A 7,867-nucleotide genomic window follows, 5' to 3' on the forward strand; every position below is an offset into this window, starting at 1 on the left:
TGATCTGGAAGCCACCCTTCTCTCCCCAGAATGTGAGGGCGACTTTCGGGTTCTCCTTCATGTTTGCGAGCGTCTTACTGAAGTACTGGTTCGAGATGAGCATCGTCTCGTCGTCCAGGATCTTGAACGCCCCGATCGGGACAGCATTCGGGGTGCCGTCTTTTGCTGCCGTGGCAAAGTATGCGATCTTTGTTGCAACAAGCGATTCCTTGATCTCATCGGTGAGCTTAACCATTGCAGTTCCTCATTTCATAATCATCTGAAAGGTATCTTAATGGTTTGCAGGGTTGCGGGAAATCGGGAAGAACACCGGCCCTGGCCTGTTCATGACCCGCGAGATCCTCTCAATAACCGGGATCCCGATCACCGAGAACGGCGTGCCCGGTTCTTTATCGCGGTGCCCCTGGGGGGCGTACCGGTTAGCCGAAGGGAAGTGAGAACCCCGCAGGCGAGCCTTACTGAGTCCCGGGTTCCCCTGAGGAGGGGTAAATGAGGGGAGATCCATTCACACCCCCAATCCGGGCTCTCTCATGTGCCTGCCTTCATGGATGCGATCGGTCCGTGCCCATTATAGCAATGATCCTAGTGCATCGGCGTGACATTTACCTGATTTCCATGGCTGGTCACGACGATATCATGTTCACCGTGAAGCCGGCGCAACCTTATCGAACCCGATTTTGCAATAACAGGATAGGTATATCAGCTGGCCCGCTGGATAGTGGCTGGTTCTGATATTTGCTTAAAAATACCCATAACGGTAATTATCAGACGAGAGGATGTTCTCGTTGAAATCACATGATGATGAGGCTCATGACGATATGCCTCTCGTGGAACCGGTTCCGCAGGCACCCGTCATGAGAGGGAACGCTGTGCAGGAAGTGCCCGGGAATCTCCTGGTACAGTCGGAAACTGTACCGTCCACCGAAAATCCCGTGGAAAAATCTGTTCTGCCCGAAATTTTGCCTGAAGTGGAACCCCAAACGGGCCCCGCCACTGGAATTATTGAAGAAGACCGCCGTGAGCAGCAGATCTCCTCATTTTTCAAAAAACAAAAGACCGTAAGAGACGGAACCGAACCAGCATTTGCAGAAGATACCGCGGTGACCTATACGGATGAGCGGATCATATCTGCGGATCAGATCTCAGATCTTTCGGGAATGATTCTCCCCAAGGGTGCGACATTCCCGATCGACGAGATCAACCTTCATGGCATGACGAATGTCTTTGAGAGCACCGGGACCGGGACCCTGCCCCCGGAACTTGACGATCTCTGGAAACGGGAATTTTCGACTGCAGGGTTCAAGGACCTCGAATCCGAACCGATCATAGATGGGAACAAGGCAGAAAGGGGTATGGCAAAGAAATCCCGGTTTGCCTCACTTTTCAGTGCTATACGGTCTGAGATCGTGGACTATGATCCCAGTCTCCACGGTCCCCTGGTGAACCTTTCCTTTGAGACAGAACCTGGTATCGAAGAGATGGAGCTGTATCCGGTCAATGAGCCCTATGCCTATGTCCGGGTCATTTATGACCATTCCACCCACGAATACACCTACCAGATACTCGAACCCGTTCTTTCCGAACCTGAAAAAGACCGGTTACAGGAATTAAAAGAACGCCTTTTTGAGACGCTCGATATCAATACCAAGGACATATCAAAGGAGGAAGCCCGGAACCAGCTCAGGCATTCTGTCGATGATATCCTTGCCGATTACGGGATCAGGTTCACCCCGGTACAGCGCGAAAAGATCCTCTATTACATGCACAAGGATTTCCTGGGGGACGGCCTGATCGATGCGATCATGCATGACAAGTACATCGAGGATATCTCCTGCGACGGGGTCAACACACCTCTCTTTGCCTTCCATGCCAGCTACGAGTCGATGAAAACGACGCTGACGTACCACAATGCCGAGGAGCTCGACTCCTTTGTTACAAAACTAGCCCAGCGTGCCGGAAAATATATCTCCATCGCCGAACCGATTCTCGATGCCACCATGAGCGATGGTTCCCGTATCCAGATGACTCTCGGGCAGGAAGTCACCGCCCACGGCTCCACCTTCACCATCCGTAAGTTCAGGGATGAGCCGATCACCCCGACCGATCTCATCGAATGGCAGACGTTTTCCCCGCTCTCGGTTGCGTACATATGGCTTGCCGTGGAGAACGGCAAATCAGGGCTCTTTGCCGGGGGAACGGCATCCGGTAAGACCACGTCGTTAAACGCGATCTCCCTTTTCATCCCCCCGATGGCGAAGATCATAAGTCTCGAAGATACCCGGGAAGTGAAGCTCCCGCATCCCAACTGGATCCCCAGTGTAACGCGGGACTCGTTTGATAAGAACGGACGAGGGGAGATCAACATGTACGAACTCCTGCGTGCCGCCATGCGACAGCGGCCTGAGTACATCATTGTCGGCGAAGTTCGCGGCAAGGAATGCCAGACGCTCTTCCAGGCGATGAGCACCGGCCATGTCACGTACTCAACGATCCACGCGGACTCGGTATCCAGTATTGTCCACCGTATCGAGAACCCACCTATGGACGTTCCGCGTAACATGTTCTCGGCTCTTGATTTTGTCTGCATCCAGGTACAGGCCCAGATTGGTGGCAAACGGATTCGCCGGAACAAGCAGATCGTTGAGATCCTCGATATCGACCCGCGGACCAACGAACTGATCACAAACGAGGTCTTCAAATGGCGGTCGGCAACCGATGAGATCTCCTACTCGGGGAAATCATACATTCTTGAGGATATCATGGAAGCCCGGGGCTGGACCGAGAACCGGATGCGGGAAGAACTAAAAAGGCGCCAGGAAGTGCTGGAGTGGATGCGCATCAAGAAGATCCGGCATTACAAGGAGGTTGCGAAGATCCTCATCTCGTATTACCGGGAACCCGAAGTGGTTATCGAACGTATACGAAAGGACCTGTATGTGGTTTTGAACGGTGTTGCTTCAATCTCCCTCGCAAGCGGATGAAGGCCAGGACAAGATGCTCATCGGCGGAATGAGAGATTATTAACACCCCCCTTTTCTCCAGGTTGCTTTTACCGTAATGTGCGTGTTATCACTTCCAAGGGCACCTTCACACCCTAAAATCCATTTAAGAAAATTTTATTAAGTTATAGCAATCACACTTGTGTGCAATGCATATTATGGAAGGCTTCTTACCCTGGCAATGGTGCGTCTTCTGGTACCTCGTATCGGCGCCGTTCATCATCTACGGAATTTATCTGCTGAATCGCCAGGTTAAAGCACAACGTGAAACACTTTCGCTTTTGGCAGTGTCGGGTGCCTTTATCTTCCTCCTGTCCTCGCTGAAGATGCCATCTCCCGTGGTAGGGAGCTGCTCGCATCCCACGGGAACCGGACTTTCGGTCGTGCTGTTTGGTCCTTTTATCACGGTCGTTCTCAGCCTGATTGTGCTTATATTCCAGGCACTTTTCATGGCCCACGGGGGGATTACCACGCTCGGCGCGAATGTCTTCTCGATGGGGATTGCCGGGCCGCTTCTCGGCTATGCCGTGTACCGCGTGGGAAAAGCAGTGAACCTGAACATATTCATCAATGTATTCCTTGTCACGGCGGTCGCAGACCTCTTTACCTATGTTATCACGTCGATCGAGCTCGCTGCGGCATTCCCGGCAACACATGGCGGCTTTATGGTCTCGTGGGAGACCTTCTTTGCCATCTACGCGGTGACGCAGATTCCCTTAGCAATCCTTGAAGGTGTGCTCATTGCACTCGTGTTCAAGTACATTGTCCAGAGCCGGGGCGATATCCTCGTCAAACTCAAAGTGCTCACACCGAAGCAGGTTACTAAAATCATGGAGGGTTTCAAATGACCCTCAAATTTTTCATGAAGTACAAACTTGAGATCATCTTTGCGGTTGTCGTCATCGTCTTTGCGGCGGTCTTCCTTATCCAGAATGCCCATATCCAGGCAAACGCCAAACCCGGGCAGGAGACATGGCAAGGATCAGACGATATGGGCAGCGCTGCAATTGAAGCAACGGGATATACCCCATGGATACAACCCCTCTGGACGCCTCCCAGCACTGAAGTCGAATCCCTGCTCTTTAGCATCCAGTCCGGCCTCGGGGCGCTCGTGATCGGGTACTTCTTCGGCTATTACCGGGGCAAACGGGATAGTGCAAAACCTGCATAACCCCTCTCTTTCATTTTCTGATATTCGTGATACACAAGGACATGGATTCCCTATGAAGATCATGGAGGATAATCTGGACTACTATGCTCAGGCAAATGCTTTACGGGACGTGAACAGCTATCTCAAACTCGTCCTCGGGATGGGCGCCATCCTGATCTGTGTCGCCTCCCCGGGCCCGGTAGCCCCCCTGTTTATCCTCTTTACCCTCTCTGCAATTACTTTGGTATTCGCAAAAATCCCGGTCCGGGTGTATGTTGAACTCCTTCACATACCGTTACTTTTTGCGTTTTTCTCCGTGATTGTGATATTATTTTTAAGCGGTGGCGGCGAGCCGGTCCTGACATTTTCCATCGCAAACGTCCCGTTGACCGCTACGTCCGGTTCTGCAAACCTCGCATTCCTTGTACTGGTCCGGACTTTCGGCGGGATGTGCGGGCTCTTCTTTATCGCACTCACAACCCCCATGATCGAGATCTTTTCTGTTATGCACACGCTGCGCGTACCGCCGGTGCTTATCGATCTTTCCATGCTAATTTACCATTTCATTTTCGTTTTTATCGGCCAGGCAATCGCGATCCACGATGCCCAGACCATCCGGCATGGGTACACCACATTTAAACGGTCCCTCAACTCCATGGCGATGCTCGGCGCAATGCTCTTTATCCGGGCATGGAAAGAGGCCGAAGATCTCATCATAGCGATGGACTCGCGGTGCTATGACGGCAAACTGGAACTGCCCGGCCAGCAGAACCCCCCGAAGCCGGTGGCAATCGCATCCACCGCAGTCTATCTGGGGCTCTGCATTACCGTTGCAATCATGACCAGCACGATTGTGCCTTTCAGGTGAACGATGACAAACCTGCTCGAATTTGATGATATTCATTATGCCTACCCGAACTGCCGGGAGTCACTTTCCGGCGTCAGCTTCCCGATAAAAAAAGGAGCCAGGGTTGCCCTGGTCGGCCCCAATGGTGCCGGGAAGACCACCCTGCTCCTGATGTGCAACGGGGTTCTTGAGCCCTCGAAAGGGCGGGTGCTTCTCGATGGCAAACCTCTCGCGTATGACAGCCGCTCACTTCGTGAGGTGCGAAAGAAAGTCGGGCTGGTATTCCAGAACTCGGACACCCAGCTCTTCGCCCCCACGATTTACCAGGATGTGGCATTCGTGCCCCTTAACCTCGGGATGACGCAGGATGAGATCCAGTCAGCGGTCACGCGATCCCTTGCAGCCGTAGGGCTTACCGGCTACGAGAAACGGCCGCCCCACCAGTTGAGCGGCGGCGAGAAGAAACGGGCCGCAATCGCCGGGACCCTTGCGATGGAGCCGGAGGTCCTCGTCTTTGATGAACCAACCAGCTCGCTCGACCCCGCCGGTGCCGCGGACCTTATGGAACTGCTCGACGAACTTAATGCGAAGGGAACGACGATCATTATATCCACCCACGATGTGGAGCTGGCATACCTCTGGGCGGACCAGATCATCCTCATGAACAAAGGGACCGTTCTTCATGCGGGCACTCCCGAGGAGGTTTTTACGGACCCCGCGCTTGTGACGTCCTCGAACCTCAAGATGCCCGCAGTGCTGGAACTCTACACGGAGCTCGTCTCGCGGCAGATGGTGGAAAAAACGCAGTCGCCTAAGTCCGTCCTGCAGCTGGTCAGTTCGCTCGAACAGAGCATGAGTAAACCACGGTCGGACAGGGCGCTTGGGACCATCACGGTCTGCAACGTGGATGCGACCGGTGCTGATGAAATCACGGCATGGATAGCAGATCATCCGGGAATCAGGCGCGGGGCAATGGGGACCCGGGCGAAGAATCTTGCCGAGCGTGAATCGATAGTGCTCGATTTCACGTACGGCGTGATCGACAAGGGCATCCTGCGGGCACTCGTTGGCGAATGCTCGGTCCTCCTCACACCGGCATCGATGGTGCCGCATGTGTTCCGCCGGGTTGAGACCTACTACCGGGAGAGCGGCAATACGATCGCCGTTGTCCCCATGAACACGAAAACAGAGTCTCCTGCACCGGGTGTTCTGAAGGAAGAGGGCGAAAAAGAATGAGCCCTGATTCCGGTAACGCTTTTATTTCTTGAATTTCGACAGGTGCGGGAATATCGCTGCGACTGCGCCGATACTTGCTGCAATAATCCCGAGCACGGATGCAACAATCGTCGGGTTTTCCAGCAGCCCTCCCGATGCAGTCGCCGTGGGCTGCACCGTAACAACCGGTGAAGGGGTAGCCGTCGCCGCCTGGGTCACCACTACCATGACTGGACCGGAAGAAGAACTTAACGGAGGGAGCGTCCCGAATACGTCAGTGACCTGGCCGGGAACGACATAAATGGTCCCCTCGTAATCGTAGTACCCGCTCAGGGTAAGCCTGATAATGTGATTTCCTTCTGCAATACCGGTCAGGTTCTCCGGTGTCGTCCCTTCGAAGACCCCGTCGAGGAGAACGCTTGCTCCGAGCGGGGATGATGCGACGGTAATACCCCCTGTCGTCGGGACCGTTGGGGTACCGGTCGGTACAACCGTTGTGGCGGTCGTATTTTCCTCCGTCGTGTTTGCTGCTGCCTGCTCGGTCGTTGCAGTGGTCGGAATCTCTGTTATGGTAACGTTTACCGGGGATGTCGTGGTCGTCATTGTAAGGTTGGTTTCCGTGGGTGTCGGGACCGTCGTTGCATTTGTCGTATTATCGCTGCCCGCTGCAACAGGGATTACGATCAGCGCAATAAGGAGGAGAATGATAAGGTGCGCACGTATCTTCTTCACGATCAAGATCTCCATTATGGCCGTTTGAGAAATCTCAAGCTTCGACCCGGGAACCGGGACATCCGGTCTGGGATATGATCACATTTGGTGCTCACCCAATATCAAAGAAAGGGGTCGATCCAGTCAGCAGGATCCCAATCGGGCATGAGAAACGCCCGCAGAATCCAGCGGGGGGGGGAAAATGCACCGGTCTTCACCGGGGGGCTTAAGATATCCTCCTCCCGGGGGAATTATTATCCAAACACAAAATATAATAAATCTTAAAGCTATTTCACCGGGTGGAAAGGTGAAATGCCCCGTAATTTCATCCACGATGACAGTATCTGGATATGTCTCATTATTGCTACCTCCCTTGTAGTGATACTGATGGCCATATTCAGCCTCACCCATGGCATCAACGATATATTCCCCTATTTTTTCCTTGTGCCGGTAATCCTCGCGGCATATGCCTTTCCTGAACGGGCAGTCATGGTCACCGTCACCCTCGCCGGGATTTATTTCGTCCTGGTATGGATGTTCGGGACACTTTCGGCCACGATGATCGCGGTTCACACGGCATGGTTTTTTGTGTTCGTCTCTCTTGGAGTTGTGATTTCGCATTTTGCGGAAATTTCGAAAATAAGAAAAAATCAGGTTGAACACCTCAAGAAGGAGGCATTCCAGCAGATTGAGAACAATATGGAACAACTGCTGATCCTCAATGACCAGATAAGGAACCCTTTGCAGGCTATTTTACTGGATGCATCGGTGCTTGATGAAAACACCAATGTCCTCATCTCTGACCAGGTGAAAACAATTGAAGTAATCCTTGACCAGCTTGACGAGAGGTACCTGGAATCGGAAAAGGTCAGGAAATTTTTACGGAAATATTACAGTTTTGAGAAAAAATAGGGTTCATGTTAACGTCGTCATGCGTGCAGGTGC

General features: G+C 53.0%; 8 protein-coding genes. 6 read left to right on the forward strand and 2 right to left on the reverse strand.

All coding sequences use genetic code 11. The features are described 5' to 3' along the window. Positions 1–235 (reverse strand): pyridoxamine 5'-phosphate oxidase family protein (locus WBL42_RS04455; RefSeq protein WP_424720062.1); only part of this gene is annotated, 235 nt, incomplete at its 3' end. Between the two features lie 583 nt (positions 236–818). On the opposite strand from WBL42_RS04455, the gene WBL42_RS04460 reads away from it, so the two are divergent. From WBL42_RS04460 to WBL42_RS04480, 5 genes are all read left to right on the forward strand, one after another. Further along, positions 819–2,981 carry a type II/IV secretion system ATPase subunit gene (locus WBL42_RS04460; RefSeq protein WP_424720069.1) on the forward strand — a complete coding sequence of 721 codons (2,163 nt, stop codon included), beginning with the start codon at positions 819–821 and terminating at the stop codon, positions 2,979–2,981. A 167-nt stretch (positions 2,982–3,148) separates the two neighbouring features. Continuing rightward, positions 3,149–3,847: an energy-coupling factor ABC transporter permease gene (locus tag WBL42_RS04465; protein ID WP_424720063.1), complete on the forward strand. Its 699-nt coding sequence runs from the start codon at positions 3,149–3,151 to the stop codon at positions 3,845–3,847. Next, complete coding sequence (locus WBL42_RS04470; protein ID WP_424720064.1) at positions 3,844–4,170, forward strand: energy-coupling factor ABC transporter substrate-binding protein; 327 nt, start codon at positions 3,844–3,846, stop codon at positions 4,168–4,170. Before WBL42_RS04465 ends, WBL42_RS04470 begins: the two co-directional genes overlap by 4 nt. A 52-nt stretch (positions 4,171–4,222) precedes the next feature. Next, positions 4,223–5,017, forward strand: coding sequence for a cobalt ECF transporter T component CbiQ (gene cbiQ / locus WBL42_RS04475; RefSeq protein ID WP_424720065.1), 795 nt, complete (start codon positions 4,223–4,225; stop codon positions 5,015–5,017). Positions 5,018–5,020: 3 nt separating this feature from the next. Continuing rightward, positions 5,021–6,232: an energy-coupling factor ABC transporter ATP-binding protein gene (locus WBL42_RS04480; RefSeq protein ID WP_424720066.1), complete on the forward strand. Its 1,212-nt coding sequence runs from the start codon at positions 5,021–5,023 to the stop codon at positions 6,230–6,232. A gap of 21 nt (positions 6,233–6,253) precedes the next feature. On the opposite strand, the gene WBL42_RS04485 is transcribed toward WBL42_RS04480, so the two are convergent. Continuing rightward, complete coding sequence (locus WBL42_RS04485; RefSeq protein ID WP_424720067.1) at positions 6,254–6,943, reverse strand: PEGA domain-containing protein; 690 nt, start codon at positions 6,941–6,943, stop codon at positions 6,254–6,256. A 291-nt stretch (positions 6,944–7,234) separates the two neighbouring features. On the opposite strand from WBL42_RS04485, the gene WBL42_RS04490 reads away from it, so the two are divergent. Further along, on the forward strand, positions 7,235–7,834 hold the full coding sequence (locus tag WBL42_RS04490; protein WP_424720068.1) for a hypothetical protein: 600 nt from the start codon (positions 7,235–7,237) through the stop codon (positions 7,832–7,834). Positions 7,835–7,867: the final 33 nt, after the last annotated feature.

The sequence above is a fragment of the Methanoregula sp. genome, assembly GCF_049686655.1.
GTDB lineage: Archaea > Halobacteriota > Methanomicrobia > Methanomicrobiales > Methanospirillaceae > Methanoregula.